The sequence below is a fragment of the Gordonia sp. BP-119 genome, assembly GCF_016924115.1.
GTDB classification, from domain to species: domain Bacteria; phylum Actinomycetota; class Actinomycetes; order Mycobacteriales; family Mycobacteriaceae; genus Gordonia; species Gordonia hongkongensis.
In genome coordinates, this window is sequence record NZ_JAFFZF010000007.1 from 115653 (window position 1) to 131874 (window position 16222).

Annotated in this window: 16 protein-coding genes; 7 read left to right on the plus strand and 9 right to left on the minus strand. The window is 69.0% G+C overall.

The annotated features are described in order from the left end of the window. The first annotated feature begins 102 nt into the window (after positions 1 to 102). The 5 genes from JW364_RS06625 to JW364_RS06645 are packed head-to-tail and all read left to right on the plus strand — an operon-like array spanning position 103 to position 5449. Complete coding sequence (locus JW364_RS06625) at positions 103 to 1245, plus strand: polyprenyl synthetase family protein (RefSeq protein ID WP_165629425.1); 1143 nt, start codon at positions 103 to 105, stop codon at positions 1243 to 1245. Continuing rightward, positions 1242 to 1958: a monooxygenase gene (locus JW364_RS06630; RefSeq protein ID WP_165629424.1), complete on the plus strand. Its 717-nt coding sequence runs from the start codon at positions 1242 to 1244 to the stop codon at positions 1956 to 1958. Before JW364_RS06625 ends, JW364_RS06630 begins: the two co-directional genes overlap by 4 nt. Continuing rightward, a complete protein-coding gene (locus tag JW364_RS06635) occupies positions 1955 to 2836 on the plus strand; it encodes a carotenoid biosynthesis protein (RefSeq protein ID WP_165629423.1) in 882 nt (293 codons plus the stop codon). The genes JW364_RS06630 and JW364_RS06635 overlap by 4 nt, the downstream gene beginning before the upstream one ends. Next, positions 2823 to 3956, plus strand: a complete 1134-nt coding sequence (locus JW364_RS06640) for a glycosyltransferase family 2 protein (protein ID WP_165629422.1) — start codon at positions 2823 to 2825, stop codon at positions 3954 to 3956. The genes JW364_RS06635 and JW364_RS06640 overlap by 14 nt, the downstream gene beginning before the upstream one ends. Beyond that, entirely contained in the window at positions 3953 to 5449 is a 1497-nt protein-coding gene (locus tag JW364_RS06645; RefSeq protein WP_165629421.1) for an NAD(P)/FAD-dependent oxidoreductase, read from the plus strand. Before JW364_RS06640 ends, JW364_RS06645 begins: the two co-directional genes overlap by 4 nt. 26 nt (positions 5450 to 5475) lie before the next feature. Here the strand turns inward: JW364_RS06645 and JW364_RS06650 are convergent, their stop codons facing one another. The 8 genes from JW364_RS06650 to JW364_RS06685 form a co-directional block, all read right to left on the minus strand. Then, complete coding sequence (locus JW364_RS06650) at positions 5476 to 5925, minus strand: nitroreductase/quinone reductase family protein (protein ID WP_165629420.1); 450 nt, start codon at positions 5923 to 5925, stop codon at positions 5476 to 5478. Between the two features lie 384 nt (positions 5926 to 6309). Beyond that, positions 6310 to 7914: a phytoene desaturase family protein gene (gene crtI, locus JW364_RS06655; protein WP_137810709.1), complete on the minus strand. Its 1605-nt coding sequence runs from the start codon at positions 7912 to 7914 to the stop codon at positions 6310 to 6312. Continuing rightward, complete coding sequence (locus tag JW364_RS06660) at positions 7911 to 8849, minus strand: squalene/phytoene synthase family protein (protein ID WP_068970297.1); 939 nt, start codon at positions 8847 to 8849, stop codon at positions 7911 to 7913. The genes crtI and JW364_RS06660 overlap by 4 nt, the downstream gene beginning before the upstream one ends. A 44-nt stretch (positions 8850 to 8893) precedes the next feature. Further along, on the minus strand, positions 8894 to 9463 hold the full coding sequence (gene idi, locus JW364_RS06665) for an isopentenyl-diphosphate Delta-isomerase (protein ID WP_165629419.1): 570 nt from the start codon (positions 9461 to 9463) through the stop codon (positions 8894 to 8896). A gap of 98 nt (positions 9464 to 9561) precedes the next feature. Continuing rightward, positions 9562 to 10305, minus strand: a complete 744-nt coding sequence (locus JW364_RS06670; protein WP_165629418.1) for a CDP-alcohol phosphatidyltransferase family protein — start codon at positions 10303 to 10305, stop codon at positions 9562 to 9564. Beyond that, on the minus strand, positions 10289 to 11155 hold the full coding sequence (locus tag JW364_RS06675) for a YhjD/YihY/BrkB family envelope integrity protein (RefSeq protein ID WP_058252292.1): 867 nt from the start codon (positions 11153 to 11155) through the stop codon (positions 10289 to 10291). Before JW364_RS06675 ends, JW364_RS06670 begins: the two co-directional genes overlap by 17 nt. A 208-nt stretch (positions 11156 to 11363) precedes the next feature. After that, entirely contained in the window at positions 11364 to 11990 is a 627-nt protein-coding gene (locus JW364_RS06680; protein WP_165629417.1) for a LysE/ArgO family amino acid transporter, read from the minus strand. Between the two features lie 69 nt (positions 11991 to 12059). Then, positions 12060 to 12683: a TetR/AcrR family transcriptional regulator gene (locus JW364_RS06685; RefSeq protein WP_165629416.1), complete on the minus strand. Its 624-nt coding sequence runs from the start codon at positions 12681 to 12683 to the stop codon at positions 12060 to 12062. Positions 12684 to 12776: 93 nt separating this feature from the next. Between JW364_RS06685 and JW364_RS06690 the strand changes: the two genes are divergently transcribed. Together JW364_RS06690 and JW364_RS06695 are read left to right on the plus strand one after the other, a co-directional pair. After that, the gene (locus JW364_RS06690; protein WP_165629415.1) at positions 12777 to 13838 is read left to right on the plus strand and encodes an ABC transporter permease; all 1062 of its coding nucleotides are present in this window, start codon (positions 12777 to 12779) and stop codon (positions 13836 to 13838) included. A 58-nt stretch (positions 13839 to 13896) separates the two neighbouring features. Beyond that, positions 13897 to 14808 (plus strand): LysR family transcriptional regulator ArgP, encoded by a 912-nt coding sequence (locus tag JW364_RS06695; protein WP_165629414.1) that lies wholly within the window; start codon positions 13897 to 13899, stop codon positions 14806 to 14808. A gap of 61 nt (positions 14809 to 14869) precedes the next feature. On the opposite strand, the gene JW364_RS06700 is transcribed toward JW364_RS06695, so the two are convergent. Next, complete coding sequence (locus tag JW364_RS06700; protein ID WP_165629413.1) at positions 14870 to 16117, minus strand: hypothetical protein; 1248 nt, start codon at positions 16115 to 16117, stop codon at positions 14870 to 14872. Positions 16118 to 16222 lie beyond the last annotated feature (105 nt).

The following is a 16222-nucleotide window of genomic DNA, read 5'->3' on the forward strand; positions in this document are numbered from 1 at the left end:
TCTCACGCTACCGGTACCGCGGCCGTCACCCATCCGCTCGCGATCGCGGCTCCGAAGACGGGGTAACCGACCGCTCCCCCCGGACTTTCGAAGGGCTCCGTCATGACACCGACCGCCGAGATGACCGACTCGTCGGCGCCGCCTGCACAGTCGGCATCCCCGGCTCCCGATCTGCACCCGATCAGCGCCTCGACGACGGATCTCGAACTCGTCGAAGAGTTGCTGGCGGCGCACTTTCGCCGCCACGCCACCACCTTGCAGCAGGTCGGCGGGGAATTGACGCCGGCGATCGACGTCCTCTCGGCGCGGATCGGCGGAGGTAAACGCCTGCGCGCGTCGTTCTGCCTCTGGGGCGCCCGAGGCGCCGCCGGGGGCCGGAACGTCGCGGGCATCGTCGAGATGGCGGCCGCCATCGAACTGTTCCATCTCGCCGCCCTCGTGCACGACGACGTGATGGATGACAGCGACGTCCGGCGCGGCCTGCCCACCGTGCATCGGCATTTCGCCGACGATCATCTGCGCGCGCGACGCCGTGGGGACGCCGAGCGCCATGGCACCGCCGTCGCGATCCTCGTCGGCGACATGTGCCTGTCCTGGTCCGACGACCTCGCCGCTGCCGCGGTGGACGACGTGTCCGCGGACATCCGACGCGCGGTCCGCGACACCTGGTCGGTGATGCGCGACGAGGCCTACGCGGGCCAGTACCTGGACATGCTGAGTCAGACCGAGGACACCACCGACGCCGATCGCACGGCTCGCGTGCTGCGCTACAAGAGTGCGCGGTACACGATCGGTCAGCCGCTGCGGCTGGGCGGCACGCTCGCGGGTGCCTCGTCGGCGCTCCTCGAGGCATACGATCGGATCGGCATCACCGCCGGCGAGGCCTTCCAGCTCCGCGACGACATCCTGGGCGTCTTCGGCGACGAGAAGGTCACCGGCAAACCCGCCATCGACGACCTACGGGAAGGCAAGCGCACGATGCTCATCGCGGCGGCCGAGGAATCGGCGGGACGGATGGAGCGCCGCGTGCTCGCCGACGGTCTCGGCAATCCGGACCTCGACGCCGACGGTGCCGCGCGGATGCGTGAGGTCCTGTACTCCACCGGCGCCGTCGAACGAGTGGAACAGCGTATCGCCGACCTGCACGCGGAAGCGCTCGGCATCGTCGACGCCGCTCCGATGGACCCGGCGAGCCGGCACGCACTGACCGCCCTCATCGAACGTTGCGTGTGGCGGCGCGCATGACCGCTCCCGCCGGGCCGACGGTCGAACTCCGCGTCTGGGGTGTCGACCGTGTGCTACCGGCGCTCGGCCGGATGTCGTCGGGTCGACGGGTGCTGCGCCGTACCCCCGGTCTGCGTTTCGCCAAACTGCTGGGCACCGGCACCGCACGCACTTTCACCCTCGAGAGCGCCGACCTGAGACACTGGGCCGCGCTGACGGTATGGCACGACGCCGACGCTGCTTCGGCCGCAAGCGATTCCGTCGTGTTTCGTCGATGGCGGGAGTCCAGCACGGAGGAACTCCGGATCACCATGCGACCACTTCGGTCGAAGGGCCGATGGTCGCGCGTCGACCCGTTCGAGACGGTGCGATCGTCGATAGACCACGACGCGTCCGGACCGGATTGGACGGGCCCGGTCGCCGCGTTGACCCGGGCACGCCTCCGGCCCACGAAGATGGCATCGTTCTGGCGTGCCGTCCCGCCGGTGGCGACGGAACTCGCCGGGGCACAGGGCAATCGATTGGCCCTCGGCGTCGGCGAGCTCCCGCTCGGGGTGCAGGGCACGTTCTCGATCTGGGATTCGGCGCAGGACCTCACCGGCTTCGCCTACCGCTCCCCCGCACATCTGTCGGCGGTTCGGCGGACCGCACCGTCGCGCTGGTATGCCGAGGAATTGTTCGCCCGCTTGGCCGTCACCGAGGTCGTCGGCACGTATGAGGGGAGACCGGCGTGAGTCTCCTGGACGGCTCCACTTCGCACCGATCGGACCAATCGTCGCGATCGCGACGAACCGACGGCACCGCGCCCTGGAACCGCGGCCTGGTCACCCTGGCGTGGATCCTGCTGGCCGCGACGATCGGCGTCCAGATCGCGTTTCCGCTGACCGGTGGCGGCACCCTGCCGCTGACCGTCGCGAGCGTGCTGCTCCTGGCGTCGGCCTCGCTCGTCCACGTCGCCGCAACCCGCGGCGCCGCCGCCGCGGTCGCCCTCGCGGTGGTGGCCGGCGGTGGCGGGCTGATCGCCGAATCCGTCGGTGTGAGCACCGGGTTCCCGTTCGGCACATACGAGTACACCGACGGGCTGGGGCTGAAGGTCCTCGGCGTGCCGGTCCTGGTCCCGCTGGCCTGGATCATGATGTCGTGGCCCGCGCTGGTCGTGACCCGACGACTCGTCCGTGCGGTGGGGATCGCCGGACGGTGGGTTCGGCCCGCCACCGCCGTCGTGGGTGCGTATGCACTCACGGCGTGGGATGTGTTCCTCGATCCGCAAATGGTCGACCAGGGCAACTGGGTGTGGCGGTACCCGACGCCGTCGCTGCCCGGGGTCGCCGACATCCCGCTGACGAATTTCGCGGGCTGGCTGCTGGTCTCGTTTCTCATCGTCGGCGTGCTCGACCTCCTGATCCGCCGCGACGATCCCGACGCGACCGGATCTTCCGGGATGGACGCCGTGCCCATCACCGCATACCTGTGGACCTACTTCTCCTCGGTGATGGCGCACGCGGTGTTCTTCGGCCGTCCGTCCGTCGCCCTCACCGGCGGTCTCCTCATGGGTGTCATCGCCATCCCGCTGCTCGTCGTCGAGATCAGGGGTCGCCGTGCGGGTGTCTGACCTGCTGCGGCCGCTGGTCGCGACGGGAACCGCGCTGTCGCTGGCGTCGCTGGCCCTGACCCTCGACAACGCCCGCCGGGTCCGTCGGCCCGATCTCGCCGACATCCCGGCGCCGGAACCACTGTCGGTTCTCATCCCGATGCGCGACGAGGCGCACAACGCCGAACGCTGCCTACTGGCCGTCCTCGAGGCGGCGGATCGCTGGCCAGGACCGGCCCGAATCCACGTGCTCGACGACGGCTCGGCGGATGGAACCGACGCCGTGCTCGCCCGCCTGGCCTCGATGGACGACCGGGTTCGTGTCCACCCCGGCTCGGCGCCTCCTCCCGGGTGGCTCGGAAAGACCTGGGCCTGCGCCCAACTCGCGGAGAAGGCGTTCCCCGGCGGGGTCCACGTCTTCCTCGACGCGGACGTCGTGGTCGAGCCCCACGCGTTCACCTCATCGTTCGCCTTGCTCCGCAACGCCGGACTCGATCTGGTGAGCCCGTACCCCCGGCAGGTCGCGGTCGGCGCGGGCGAGCGACTGGTGCAACCGCTGCTGCAGTGGTCCTGGCTGAGCACCCTGCCCCTCGGTCTCGCCGAGCGCTCACCGCGCGAATCCCTCACCGCCGCAAACGGTCAGTTCCTGGTCGTCGATGCCGCGATGTATCGTCGTGCCGGCGGTCACGAGGCGGTGCACGACGTGGTCCTCGAGGACATCGCCCTGTTGCGCGCCGTCAAGGCGGCCGGCGGTCGCGGCGTCGTGGCCGAGGGAAGCGACGTCGCCACCTGCCGTATGTACCGCGGCTGGGACGAGGTCCGCGCGGGTTACCGCAAGTCGCTGTGGTCGGCCTTCGGGTCGCCGGGCGGGACGCTGGGCGTCACCGGTCTGCTGTGCCTGATGTACGTACTCCCCGCGGCAGCAGCGCTGTTCGGCTCCCGGACGGGTCTCGTCGGATACCTGGCCGGGGTGGCCTCACGGGTGGTGTCCGCACGCTGCACCGGCGGACGCGGATGGCCGGACGCCTTCGCCCATCCGCTCTCCGTCCTCGTCTTCACCGGTCTCGCAGTCGATTCGACCCTGGCCCGACAGCGCGGCGACCTGCAATGGAAGGGGCGCCCCATCGAGGTCCGTCGATGACACGGGTCCTGGTGATCGGCGCGGGCGTCGGCGGACTCTCCGTCGCGATGCGCCTCGCCGCGACCGGCCACGACGTCACCGTTCTCGAGCAATTCGACGATGTGGGCGGCAAACTCGGTGTCATCGAGCACGACGGGTTCGTGTTCGACACCGGGCCGTCGCTCGTCACGATGCCGCACGTCTTCGAAGAACTCTTCGACACCACCGGATCGTCGATCCACGACCATCTGACCCTCGAACGACTCCCCGTCGCCGCGCACTACCGCTTCCCGGACGGCACCGAACTGGACATGCCGGGAAGGCTCGACGACATCCCCGCCGCCCTCGACGCCGCACTGGGGCATGGGCGAGGCGCCCAGTGGTCATCGTTTCTGGAACGCGCACAACGTGTCTGGGACGTCACACACGAACCCTTCCTGGAATCGCCGATGAGCATCCGCACGATGATCGGCGGAATCGCCACGCCGTCGGATGTGCGGACCGTCGCGCCATGGAGAACGCTGCGCGGACTCGGCGAGGATTACCTCGACGACCCGCGCCTGCGGATGCTGCTGGACCGCTACGCGACCTACACCGGTTCCGACCCGCGCCGCGCGCCGGCGGCGCTCGCGTCCGTGCCGTGGTCCGAGCAGGCGTTCGGATCATGGTATGTACGAGGCGGATTGGGCCGCATCGCCACCGCGATGCACGACCGTCTCATCGAACTCGGCGGGCGAGTCGAGCTCGGTGTCGAGGTCGACCGGATCTCCGTGGACCACACCGGCCGGGCCGATGGCGTGGTGCTGTCCGACGGAAGCCGGCGCCCAGCCGATCTGGTCGTCGCGAACGCCGACGCCCAGCAGGTCTACGACCGTCTCGTACCGCGTCGCGCCGCGCGTCGGCCCGCGGCGCTGCTGCGACGGACGACGCCGTCGCTGTCCGGGTTCGTCCTCCTCCTCGCCCTCGACCATCCGCCCGCTGCGCCGCACCACCAGGTGCTGTTCGCCGAGGACTACGACGAGGAGTTCGACGCGGTCTTCGGATTCCGCGGCTCACCGCGTCCGGTCGCGCGACCGACCGTGTACATCTCGGCTCCCGCCGATCCCGAGATCGTGCCCGCCCCGGGAACCGGGGCGTGGTTCGTGCTGGTGAACGCACCCCGCCACGACCCCGAGCACGGCGTCGACTGGGACGCCAACGGGCTGGCGAACTCCTACGCCGACCGGATCCTCGACGTGATGGCCGACCGTGGGCTCGATGTGACCGGACGGGTCCGTCACCGTCTCATCGTCTCGCCCGCCGACCTCGAACGCCGGACCAGGACGCCAGGTGGCTCGATCTACGGATCGTCGTCGAACGGACCCCGCTCGGCGTTCCTCCGGCCGTCGAACACCTCACCGGTACCGGGCCTCTACCTCGTCGGCGGGTCGTCGCATCCCGGCGGCGGTCTGCCGCTTGTCGTCATGTCGGCGAAGATCGTGGCGGAGCTGATCGGTCCGGCCGTGAGTCACTGACCGATAGGCCTTGCTCATCGGAGCCGTCAGCGCGGATCGATCCGAAACACGGCGCATCGGCCCGCCGCGGCAGCGAAGGCTTCCGGGGTCACGTCGTCGACGACTCCCGCGTCCTTCATCATCTTCGGGCCGTCGGTGCCCGCCAGCTCCGGCCAGGCGCGTAGCACCGGAACGGCCTGATCGGCCGAGAGTTCGACGAGGCGGACGTCGCTCATCGTGCCTCCAACCGACAGCTGGGCACGTCCCTCGGCCGCTCGGACGTTGCGTGCCCAGTCCGCCCCGGGAAAGCCCTCGAGAAGGTAGCGCTCGCCGCTCAGGTCGATCACGGTGAGCGGCGTCCGTCGCGGCTTGCCGGTGCGCCGTCCGGCGACGACGAGAACTGGTAGCTGCTTCATCCCGCCGAGCCGCTGCAGCAGCAGGAACAGCTTGTTCATCGGCTTGAGCCAGCGTGGCGCGGTGTGCTGGGTTTTCGGCATCGTCGGCTCGCTTCTGAGCGTCACTTCGTGCACTGCGGTTTTCCCGTACACCGTACGGTGATCGAGCACCTGCTTCAATCACCATCGCCACGATGCGATCAGCGAGTCGTGGGACCTGGAAGCGTCAGATCAGACCCGGTCGCGATAGCTGTACGCATGTCCACCCAGCGACGCCGTCACGACCGCCACCGGAACACGGGAGGCCTGGAGGTTCCGGCGCTCTTCGGGGGTCAGGTGCTGACGAGACCACGTCCATCGCGGGCCGCGCCACCATGCATTCGTCCGTGAGTTCTCCATTTCACCGGTACCTTTCGCGCCGCTCGCTGTGAGCCCTGTCACGCGACCATACCCGGATGATCTGCGTTCCAAACCTTCCGGCGCAGGTCAGCGTGTCGCGACCGGCATCGGCCCCACCGACCGGTCGCCGCGGAGCTTCTTCCGGATGAGTTCGGCGCTGATGAGGCACATCGGCAGGCCGATGCCGGGACGGGTGCTCGACCCGGCGTAGTAGAGCCCGTCGACCTTGCGTGACCGGTTCGTCGAGCGCAGGAACGCGCTCTGCCGCAGCGTGTGCGCCGGGCCGAGGGCTCCGCCACACCACGAGTTGACCGAGTCGACGAAGTCCGCGGGGCCGATGGTGCGGCGGACGACGACACGATCGGCGAGATCGGGAACACCTGCCCACTGTCCGATCATCGCGATGGCCCGGTCGGTCACCTTCTCGATGTCGGGGTCGCCGCCGCCGTCCACGCCGCCGTGGCCGAGACCCGGGTCGGGCGGGACGGGCACCAGGATGAAGAGGTTCTCCGAGCCGGACGGCGCGACCGACGGGTCGGTGGCCGACGGCTTGCACACATAGAGCGACGCCGGGTCCGGTACGCGCGTGGGACTCTCGAAGATGGCGTCGAAGTTGGTCTTCCAGTCCTCGGTGAAGAACAGGGAGTGATGCGCCAACTCGGGAATCTCACCGCGTACGCCGAGGAGTGCGAGCACCGCCCCCGGGCCGGAGGTGGCGCGGTCCCAGTACCGTTCGGGGAAGGTCTGGAGTTCCCGGGGCAGCAACCGAGTCTCGAGATGGTGCAGATCGGTGGCACCGATCACGATGTCCGCGACCAGTTCTCGCGGTATACCGTCGGCTCCTTCGACGCGGACGCCGGCCACCTCGGCGCGACGACGCGACGGCGTGGACCGTTTCCCCGCGCGTTCCCGCGTGAGGATGGCGGTCGCGGCCGTGCCGGTGGAGATGCGTACGCCCCGTTCCCGCGCAACCCGCTCCAGCGCGTCGACCAGGGTGGTGAAGCCGCCGTTGGGGTACCGCACACCGTCGGCGAGGTCGAGCCAGCTCATCAGGTGATACATCGCAGGGGTGCGCTCGGGCGAGGAACCGAGGAACACCGCCGGATACCCGAGGACCTGGCGGAGCCGGCGGTCGGTGAAGCGGGCCGCGATGTAGGACTGCAGCGAGGTCGTCAGCAGCGTGACAAGCGTTTTCGCGTGCCGCAACACCGGCAGGCCGAGGAAGGCACGTGGCGAGTCGAAGCTGGTGTACAGGAACCGTTCCACGGCAAGGTCATACGCCTGCCTGCCGGTGCGCAGATAGTCGTCGAGTGCGGCTCCCGCGCCGGGCTCGATCTCGTCGAAGAGCGCACGGTTCCGGTCCTGGTCACCGAACACGTCGATCGGCTTCTCGTCGGACCCGTTGTCGTCGAAGAACACTCGGTAACCGGGGTCGAGGCGGACGAGATCGAGCTGCTCGGCGGTCGACGTCCCGAGCATCTCGAAGAAATGGTCGAACACCTCCGGCATCAACCACCACGACGGACCGGTGTCGAAGCGGAACCCGTCGCGATCCCAGGTACCGGCCCGACCACCGAGGTCGTCGTTCTTCTCCACGAGTTCGACGTCGTGCCCGTCGTGGGCGAGGAGGGCGGCGGTGGCCAGGCCGGCGACTCCGCCACCGATGACGACGACGCGTCGGGACTCGCTCATACGTTGCTCTTCCTTCTGTTCAGACCGGCGGCGTCGGCACATGCGGGTCGCGGCATGCCGCGGCGGGCGACGGCGGCCGCCGCGATCTTCGCCTTGCCGGCGTTCGGGACGCGGACGCGGGTACGGCGGGCCTCGGTGGCCGACGACTCGCGAAGGCGGGCGGTCAGCTCGGCGAACAGGTCGTGCGCGGTGCACACCGCGACGCGGCTGCTCGCCGGCAGGTGCGGGATGGCGGCCGCAGCGGCGGTCAGGTCGAGGTCGATGTCGTCCAGCCAGAGCGACCAGGCGGAGTCCGCCGGATCGTCGGGATCGAGGCCGACCAGGTAGCGCCGCCCCAACCCGTCGCTGTCCTCGCCGAAGTCGCGGAGGAAGTTGATCTTCTGGAAGGCCGCGCCCAGCCGTTGGGCGCCGGGTGCGAGCTGGTCGTACCGGGCGGCGGATTTCGGCTCGTCGGCGAGGAACGCCCGCAGGCACATCAGACCGACCACCTCGGCCGAGCCGTAGATGTAGGTGGCCAGCGACTCGAAGTCGTGCTGGACCTGAGTCAGATCGCTGCGCATCGAGTCGAAGAACGGGCCGACCAGATCAAGATCGATGCCGACCCGGCGGGCGGTCTGCGCGAAGGCGTGGACGACGAGGTTGCTGCTCGACCCGGTGACGAGCGCGACGCTGGTCTGCTCCTCGAGCTGGTCGAGTTCATTGCTGCGGTCGACGAGCCCCTGCTCCGGGCGCGGGGCGTCGACGATCTCGTCGGCCACCCGCACGAGCGCGTAGATGTTCTGGACGTCGCGCCGAATCCGCGGCGTGAGCAGACGCGAAGCGAGTCCGAACGAACTCGAGTAGGACCTGATCACCATCGCCGCGCAGGCTTCCGCGACCTCGTCGTATCGCCGGTGAGGTGGGATCACTTGAGTATGACCGGGAATGTGCATCATCCGACCGCTCCTCGACCTGGTGACTGAACGCCAATTGCCTGACGTCATGAATTCGACACCCGAGACATCACCGGATGGGTGTCGTACACAGAACCCGGGTCGTCGGACGGCAGCTGCTGCACCTGCTCGACGAACCACGGACTGACCGCCCACGGGGTGTTCGCGACGAGCGACCACACGTCGGCGACGTCGGCCCAGGCGTGCTCGGCGACCTCATCGGGATCCGGTCGAAGTGTTCCCAGCGGACGTGCGACGAACACCGGGCAGATCTCGTTCTCCACGATGCCGCTCGCGTCGACCGCCCGGTACCGGAAGTCCGGCAGGATGCAGCGGACATCGGCCACCTCGATACCGAGCTCGCGCCGGGCATACCGGTGCACGGCGTCGACGACGTCCTCGCCGGGGCGCGGATGACCGCAGAACGAGTTGGTCCACACCCCGGGCCAGCTGCGCTTGGACAACGCCCGGCGTGTCATGAGGATGCGGCCGTCGACGACGAGATGGCACGAAAAGGCGAAGTGCAGCGGGGTGTCCGGTCCGTGCACCCCCTCGCGGTCGGCGGTGCCGCACGGGCGGCCGTCGGCGTCGGCGAGAACCACCGAGTCGTTCGTCATCGAGATTTCCTCATCGCATCAGGATCGGGCGAGCTGCGCTTCGCACCATTGTTCGTCACCGGTGCGCGGTCCGGATGGGAGCCGCCCGCGACGAGAACTCATCCGAGCCGTCGGGTCTGCCTCCGCACCGCGATCCCCAACTGGACCGTCCCGATCAACGCCAGTGCCGCGCCGATCGCCGCGATGAACAGGGCCAGGCCGGACGCGACGGCTGAACTCAGTCCCGCGCACCACCACGAACCCGCACTCACCGTTGCGACGACCGCCAGTATCACCCGCGACGGCCGCTCCCACACGGTGACTGTGCCTGGCCCCTTCATGCCCACCGCCTGCGCCGTGGCGCGGGTGATCTCGAGGATGAGGGTGAGCACCGCGATCGTCGCGCCGAGCCATGGCGGTGCACCCACGACCACCACGATGCCGACGAGCATCACGTCCGAGAACCGGTCCGCCACCGAGTCGTTGATACGTCCCCACCGCGAGGCCGTTCCGGTCTGGGCCGCGATGGCACCATCGATCCCGTCGAGGAGCGCGGCCAGGACGATGACGAGTGCGGCGAGCAGCGGCCACCAGTCGCCGAGAATGGTCAGACACAACGCGATCGCGGTGGCGATGACTCCGAGAGCAGTCACGGTGTTCGGCGTGAGGCCCAGTCGGGCCAACGGTCGCGCACAGGCGTGGCTGACGAGCACCCAGTTCCGGACCCAGAAACTCGCGCGCGGATCGAGCCCTCCGTGGAGCCTCGACCACGAGTCGAGTGCCTCGTCCCTGGCGCTCGCCGTCCGCTCCGCACCCGACGCCGCCGTGAGGCTCCGGCCCGCTCGCTCAGGCTCCGCGGACACGTCCCCTCCTCTGCTTCTCGATCGCCTGCCCGAACGCCCATCCGATGATGACGATGACGTGCGCGACGTACAGCCACAAACCGACCGCCACCACCCCGCCGATCACCCGGAGACCGCCGTACGGGATCCCGACATCGATCGGAAGGGACAGGAACAGCAGGAAGCCCTGGGTGAATCCGGCGATGAACGACGCGGTGCCGAGAGCGCTGGCCGCCGCCACCCCGAGTGATGGCTCACCGGGCGTCACCTTCCAGTACACCCAGGTCAGGGCCACCGTGACCAGCATCCACACGACGATGAACTCGACCACGATCCGGACCACGAGGTCGCCGAAACCACCCGTTCCGCCTCCCTCGGGCGCAAACGTCGTGAGTGTGCCCGCGACGCCGACGACCACATACGCCAGTGGCGGCACGACGACCACCAATCCCAGCACCCAGATCCGAGACCGCCATCCCGTGAACCGGTCCTCGCGCGGATACAACGTCATACACGCGCGGCGAAGACCCTCGCCGTAGAACGACGCCGGGAACAGCAACACCAGTGCGCCCATCAGCGTCAGTCCGGTACCGACCGCGACGGCCTCGTCGAACACGCCACGGCCGCCCATGGCCGGTGGGATGAGGACGCGCAGCTCCGCCAGGGACTCCTCGGCGGACGGGCCGCGGAGCCAGGTCGTCGACCAGATCCCCAGCAGCGCCCACGGCACGACGGCGATCGCCGCGAAGTAGGTGAGGGTGGCAGCAGCCGCGGCGAGGTCGCCGCGGCCCAGTACATGGCGCACATCGGTCACCAACGCACGCACGTCGAACGTCGTCGTCTGCTCGCGGATCGTGGTGTCGCGAGTCACCGTCGGGGCCGATCGGCGCGGTGTCACCCCTCCGGGATACCCGAAACACCCCACTCGCGCCGCAGCAGTGTCCGATCTGAGTCCTCGGTGACTCCACCGTGATCACCTTGTCGCATCCACCGCGGTCCTGCACCTGTCCGGCTGCCGGGGGATCCCGGGTGACGACACCGGTCACCGACGAGCGCCCCGCACATGCTCGGAATGCGTGTCAGATCGACGCGAACAGCGCGATCGCCATCCCCAGCATGATGACCGCGACCACCGCGTCGAGCATCTTCCACGCCCGCGGACTCGCGAAGAATCCGGACAGTCTCCGAGCTCCGCCGCCGAGCGCGGTGAACCACAGGACACTCGCGATGCAGGCACCGAAGGCGAACGCCCACTTGCCGTTTCCGTGGCCGTTGGCGATGGCACCCATGGTGATGACCGTGTCGAGGTAGACGTGCGGGTTGAGCCAGGTCAGAGCCAGGGCCGTACCCACCGCCACCCAGCGGCCGGTGGACTCGGCCCCGATCTCGTCGGTGGCGGCTGCGATGGCCTCGTCACTGCGCACACAGCGTCTGGCGGCCATGACGCCCAACGCCCCGACATACAGTCCGCCGGCCGCTTTCGCGAACGTCACCACCTCCGGGTGCGCGGCGACGAGCGCGCCGAGGCCGGCCACCCCTGCCACGATGAGTACGACGTCGGAGAGGGCGCAGACCGCCACGATCTGACCGGTGTGCCTGCGGGCGACGCCCTGACGCAGCACGAAGACGTTCTGGGGTCCGATGGCGATGATCAGACCGGCGCCGGTGAGGAGCCCGGCAAGTGTCGGTACGAGGTAGGCGGTCACCGGGACGACGCTAGGGCGACACGTCCCGGTCAGTACAGCGAAACTTTTTCACGAATGAACAGTTGAACTTCAGATTGTGGACATTTCGTCGCCCAGTCCGATGCCACGTAGAACTGCGCACAAGGCCTCGATGTAGTCGGTGACATCAAGGTCACCGACCAGGCCCTGCTGAACGACCACCCCCTGCATCGCCGAGACCATCACCTGCGCGAGCACCGCAGGCTCCGCGGGCAATTCGTGGCCCGCGGCCCGCCAGGCCGTCAGCACGCGTTCGAAGACGCCCCGCAGTCCACGGATGATGTCGCGCACGGTCTCGCGCAGCTCCGGGTTGTTGGCGGCCTCACCCCATACCGTCAGGACCATCCGGAAGCCGTCGGTCATCGGCGCGATCTCCAGCAGGACCCGTTCGGCCAGTGCGCGTACAACCGCCTCAGGCGACGGGGGTTGCTCTACCGGGTCGTCGAAGCTGCTGATCCCCGACTCGTAGGCGGCGAAGATCGACCGCGCAACGGCGGCGATCAGTTCTTCTTTCGACGAGTAGTACGAGTAGACGGCACCCGCACTGAGCCCGGATTCCCGGATCACGTCAGACATCGACGCACGGTGGAACCCCTTGTCGACGAAGCATCGGCGAGCGGCGGCGAGGATCTGCCGGCTTCTTTCGAGCTTGCGTTCGTCGCTGATCTTGGGCATGCCGACAGTCTAAAACGAATATTCGTTCTTGATTCCTCGCGGCTCTCCGCGCATACTCAGAAAAACGAAGATTCGTTCTTTTTAGGAGTGGTCATGAGCACTGAACTGCACTCGACAGATTCGCGCGATCGGGCGCCCATTGCGACCGCGGAGGCCGACGGTGCGCCCCCGACCGGGCGGGCACCCAGTTGGCGCCTCGTGGCGGTGATGGCGCTGCTGATCCCGACGTTCGTGATCGCGATCGCCGCGATGTTCGTGTCACTGGCCGTCGATCCCGAGCCGCATCAAGCCCCACTGGGTCTCGTCGCACCGCCGCCCGCGGCACAGGCGATCGAGACGGCGCTCGCCGACCGGGCCGGTGAAGACGCCTTCGCCGTCGAACGATTCGCCGACACCGAGGACGCGCGTGCCGCCATCGAACGGCGCGACCTGGTCGGCGCGATCGCGGTCGGGCCCGGCGGGGTCACGGTGCTGACCGCGGAGGCGGGTTCGCCGGTGCTGGCGCAGGTCGTCGCCGGGGTCGGGAACGGCATCGCCACCGCCCAGCGTGTACCGGTCGCCGTCGAATCCGTGGTCCCCACTCCCGAGACAGATGCCCGCGGAACGGGTTTCGCCGCCGGACTGTTGCCGTTGCTGATCGCCGGCATGGCGCTCGGCGGGGCGGCCGCGATCGGGTTGCGCGGCCGAGCCGCCATGCAGGCGACGCTGGCGGTCCTGGGGCCGCTCGTGGCCGGGTTCGGTTTCGCGGCGACGTGGTCATGGCTGGGCGTCATCGACGGTGGTATCGGCCCCGTCGGACTCGCCGCAGCCCTGATGATCGGAGCGATCACCTGGTTCACGGTTGGTGCGGGCAGCCTGCTCGGCCCCGCCGGGGTCGGGGTGTCCGCGCTGGTGATGGTGCTGATCTCCAACCCGCTGTCGGGGCTGGCATCGTCGCCGTACCTGTTGCCCGCGCCGTGGGGAACGATCGGCCAGTGGTTGCCGCCCGGCGCCGGCGGCACGCTGCTCCGTTCGGTCGCGTATTTCCCGGCGGCGAGCATCACCGGACAGGTCGCCGTTCTCCTCGGGTGGATTGCCGTCGGCGCCGCGCTCCTCGCACTCGGCGTGGTGCGCGGACGGCGGGCCGACTCCGCGGGCGACACCGTCCCCGCCTGATCCGGCCGGCGGTGGTGTGTCTCGCCTGTCCGGCGGGACACACCACTAACCTCGGCTCGTGGACATCAGTCAGGAAGGCCTGCGCACGCTGGCCGCGGTCCTGCGCGAGGGCACCTTCGACGCCGCGGCCACCGCCCTGCACATCACCCCGTCGGCGGTGAGCCAGCGGATCAAGGCGCTGGAGTCCGCTGCCGGGCGGGTACTCCTCCGGCGGACCAAGCCGGCGACGGCCACACCCGATGGCGAGGTGCTGGTGCGGTTGGCCAAGCAGTGGGAACTACTGCTCGCCGAGACCCGCGCCGAGTTCGTGGGCGCGCCCGACGACGACGATCTGCCGCTGGTCGAACGTCCCCGTGTCCATCTCCCGGTCGCGACGAATGCCGACTCGCTCGCGACCTGGTTACTGCCCGTGCTCGCGCGATTCCACCGGGAGCACGCGGTGGCGGTCGAGGTCTTCCGAGACGACGAAACCCGCAGCAGCACCCTGCTCCGCACCGGCGACGTGCTCGCCGCGGTGACCTCGGAACCACTCGCGATCCGCGGGTGCGCACTGCAGTCGCTCGGCACGATGCGCTATCTGCCGGTCGCCACACCGGAATTCATCGACACATGGCTACCCGACGGGCCCGATGCCGATGCACTGGCCCGGGCCCCGATGGTGCAGTTCGACCGCAACGATCACATCCAGCGGAACATCTCGGCCGCCCTCGCCGGCCGGCCCGTCGACCCGCCCGCGGTCTACATCCCGGCGTCGACCGAATACCACCGCGCCGTCACGCTCGGCATCGGCTGGGGCGCCGTCCCGGTCGTCCAGATCGCGGACGCCCTCGACACCGGTCGCGTCCGCCTCATCGCCGACCACCACATCGACGTCCCGCTGTACTGGCAGCACTGGAAGCTGAGTTCGCCTCTGCTGCAAACACTCACGACGAGCGTCGTCGACGGCGCCGCGCGGGTTCTCCAGCACTGATCGCGCTCGACTCGTCGCCGTCCACGACGGGCAGACCCAGCTGTGGACGAATCGGACGTTGTCACACGCCTGCGGTCGACGGTGTTCCCGCGACCGCCGGGCTGTCGTCGACCGTGCGCCGGCCCCGAACGACAGCGACGCCGAGAACGCCCACAGCGACCACGAGGCAGGCGATCACGTAGGGGAGACTCCCGATCGGTGTGTTGTCGGCGGTGATTCCGTCCTCGGCGTCGAGGTAGGCGGGCAGCGCGGTGCACCACAGTACGAGGTGCACCCCGAGGAACAGGACCGGGAACACGACGAGGAAGGGCCGAGCGCTGCGGGCGTCGTCGACGCCCAGCGTCGGGTCGCTGCGCATGCGTCGCCATTGCACGTACAGAAGGGTCAGTCCGATGCCCCACACCAGGGCCATCTCTCCCCAGTAGACGACGGTCTGCGCGTCGTGATTCGCGTTCTCGTCGCGGCCGAACAGCGCCGTCGGAATGGACAGCAGTGGCATGCTGACGACGGCCACAACACCGGACACTACGACGCGCCAGGTCAACGACCATCCACGCGGGGCGCGTCCGTGGGAGGTCGGGATCTGCACCAAGCGCACCGCGACGTAGACGAGAACCGCGAACGAGACGGTCGCGAACAGCCAGACGCTCCCCCACGGCACCGCGGCCAGTGTGGGCTCCGCGGCGGGATTGCCGAGCTCGTCGGGGGCGATGCCCTGGGCTCGGAGCTGGGCGAGGGTGTCGCGATAATACGGCGCGTCGACGTTCCACGCCCACCACTTGAGCTGCGGGCCGAGCTGGTCGAAGATCTCGTAGAAGGTCTGGAACACCAGGGCCAGAACGAGCGAGCCGCGCAGCGCGGAGCGCTTCGACCCGTCGAAGAAGCCCCACGCCCGCACGATCTCGTAGGCGACCTGGCTCACGGCCGGATAGAACGCGACAATGTACAACGGCAGCCGGTCGTACATGAACATGACCGTGAACACGTTGTGGGAGAACATGAATCCCATCGCCTCTTCGGCGTGGAACCAGTTCGGGAAGTACAGCGGCGGCTCGATCACGAACAGGTAGACCAACGATCCGATCCACACCGTCAGGTTGGTGGGGTCGCCGTCGCGACGCAGTCGGCGGATCGCGTGGATCAGCGCGAGGACGGCACCGAGGATGATCGTGACCTCGAGGACCGGTTGCGTCCAGTGCTCGAGGTCGGCCGGATTCCGGATCGTGACAATCGGATTCGCGCCCTCGCACTCGAACCCCAGGTAGCCGGTGATGATCGACGGGACGTCACCCGGCGTGCAGACCGCCATCGTCTTCGCCTCCTGCAATGGCTGCGCCGAGCCGCCGAGCCCACTCCGCTACGTCACGTCATGCCCTGTGAATGATGTGTCACCGTAGTATGTGCTCCAGGTCAC